General features: G+C 56.4%; 4 protein-coding genes. 3 read left to right on the forward strand and 1 reads right to left on the reverse strand.

Annotation, left to right across the window (positions count from 1 at the left end; genetic code table 11):
* The 3 genes from G451_RS34640 to G451_RS0120210 form a co-directional block, all read left to right on the forward strand.
* Positions 1–430 (forward strand): hypothetical protein (locus tag G451_RS34640; protein ID WP_034643188.1); only part of this gene is annotated, 430 nt, incomplete at its 5' end.
* A gap of 99 nt (positions 431–529) precedes the next feature.
* Entirely contained in the window at positions 530–1678 is a 1149-nt protein-coding gene (locus G451_RS0120205; protein WP_027185670.1) for a phage tail tube protein, read from the forward strand.
* A gap of 24 nt (positions 1679–1702) precedes the next feature.
* Positions 1703–2149, forward strand: a complete 447-nt coding sequence (locus tag G451_RS0120210) for a hypothetical protein (protein ID WP_027185671.1) — start codon at positions 1703–1705, stop codon at positions 2147–2149.
* Here G451_RS0120210 and G451_RS34645 read toward each other — a convergent pair.
* A partial coding sequence (locus G451_RS34645; RefSeq protein WP_034643191.1) for a hypothetical protein occupies positions 2146–2405 on the reverse strand: 260 nt, incomplete at its 5' end. The genes G451_RS0120210 and G451_RS34645 overlap by 4 nt on opposite strands.

The raw sequence follows: 2405 nt of genomic DNA on the forward strand, positions 1-2405 counted from the left end.
GGCCTGGACAACGCTTGAAATCGAAGCGGCTTTGTTGGCTGCCCTGGAACCGCTCAAGGCGGAAGCCGGTGTGGCGACGATTGAAGCGGTTGCCGATGATGAGGCCGCTGTGGTCGCACGCAACACCTTCCGGCATCCGGCGATTCTTTCTTATTATGCGGGGATGGAAAACGAGGATCGGGGGCAACGGCAGTTCGAAGAGTACACCTATTGGCTGTTTTGTGCGGCCAAGCATTTGCGATCCAAGGAATCCGCGTTGCCGGGGGCGCGAGAATTATTGCAGTTGGCACGAGAAAAGTTGCGCGGGAAAATTTTGTTGGAAGGGTTGTTTCCAGCGGTGTTGTGCCGAGAGCAGGCCATGCCGGTGGATGGGGCCGGACTGGTTGTGTACGCGGCCGAGTATCGAATCAAGCAAGCGGTTTTGCTGTAGGAGAAGGAAGCCTCCGGCGGCTCAAGAAACTTTTTGAAAAAAGTTTCTTGAGAATCTTCAAAAACTTTATCGGTTTGCATGGGTATTGAGGAGATCGATATGACAACATTGATGACCAAACGAGTCGGCACGCTGTTGGCTGCTGAGGCCACGTATGGCGTGCCACCGGATGTCGGCGATTATGCAGCGCTGTTGTGCAACGAGGGCGTGGACGTGACCGTCAGTGGCGAAAAAATCGAACGGACTGTTGTGACGCCGACGTTTTCGCCTGTGCCTAACGCCGTGGGAACGAAATCAATACAAATTTCTCCGGCCGTGGAGTTGCGCGGGGGTGGGTTGTCCGAGGCCGGGGCGCTGCTTGCGCCGGATTGGGAGCCGTTGTTTCTGGGCTGCTCCATGAAAAAACGGGAGGTCGTGCGGCTCGACGTCGAAGGCATCACGGGCACCTTTGAAGTTGATGAAGTGGTGACGGGTGGCGGGAGTGCGGCAACCGGCACAGTGTACCATATTGATGGGGATACGCTCGTTCTGACCGGCGTGACCGGCGAGTTTACAGCGGCCGAAACCGTGACAGGCGGCACGAGCACGGCGACGGCCAGCGTTGCGGCCGCGCATGAAGCCTTCGAGTATCGGCCGGCGACGTTGTCGCCCGCTGATCAATCGTCGGCGTCGATGCGGTTTTTCAAAGATTCGCATTTGTGGGTGCTCAAAGGATTGCGCGGCACCTGGGCGTTGGATTGCGCCAACGGCAAGATACCGACGTTGTCGTTTACGATGACGGGGCTCTACGGCGATCCCTCCGACTCAGTGTTGCCCTCGCCGATGTTCACGGGCTTGATTGGTCCCGTCTTCATGGGGGCCGGGTTGGCAATCGGCAGCTACACGCCGGTGCTGGAGTCGTTCAAGCTTGATCTGGGCGGCGACGTGCAACAACGCAAAGATGCAAATCATCCCGAAGGCATGCGCGAGGTGTATGTGGGGGGCCGCACGCCCAAAGGGTCTATCGATCCGGAGGCGGATTCGTTGGCCAACTTCAACGTGTGGAACCTCTGGAAGAACTCCACACCGGGAAAATTGGCCTGCACCATCGGGGCAACGGCCGGTAATCGCTGGCGCATCGAAGTGCCGAAGGCTACCTACGAAGACCCGAAGTATGCGGATAAGTCGGGCTTGGTGAAGTACGATTTGAGTTACACGGCCACCAATGGTGGGGCCGGTGACGACGAATTTCGAATCACGTTGTTTTAATCAATAAGATTCAGGAGATATATCATGGCGGAATTGTATCGGGATCTCGACGCGGATCGCAATGTTGTGGAAATCGAGGACAAGGGCACAGGGGCCGTGCATGAGATGTATTATGTGATGCCATCCAATGCCCAGCGTTTGGCCTACCAATCGGATACCGTCAAACACGCGGGCGGCAAGATCAAACTGGTCAAAAATGCGTGGCCGCTCCAAGTAAAACACGGGGCCGCCTTGTGTACTGGGTTTAAGCGCGGGACGTTTCGGGTTGGGGGGCAATTTTTGGCGAGCGACCCGACGGAAGAGGGCTACCGCGAAGACTGGAAAACTTTGCTCAAAAAAGGCTTCCCCGAAGCTTTTGCCTTGATTGCTCAAACAGCATTTAACGCCGCCTCGTCGAAGCGAGACGAGGGCGTGGAATATTTCGAGGTGGCGGATATGGCCGATCTGGGGGAGCCTTCGACATCCATTTAAGTGGATGCACAAAAAACGATAAGAAGAAATGCGCGGCGCAAAATGGCCCATGGCTTGATGCCGTCTGCGCCGCCTGCCCCAAGGGGAAAAACGCGGAGCGCAACCCGTATATCGATCATCTTGTGTATCTGCGGCAGTTGCAACTTGGTGGGTATCAATTGGGGCAAGATGATTTGCCGTTGCAAACCTGGTTGGATTTGGGCGCGTTGCATGCTTGGTTGGATGCCAAGCGCCCGCGCCTTTTTTAATGTGATGG

The organism is Desulfovibrio inopinatus DSM 10711, assembly GCF_000429305.1.
GTDB lineage: Bacteria > Desulfobacterota > Desulfovibrionia > Desulfovibrionales > Desulfovibrionaceae > Alteridesulfovibrio > Alteridesulfovibrio inopinatus.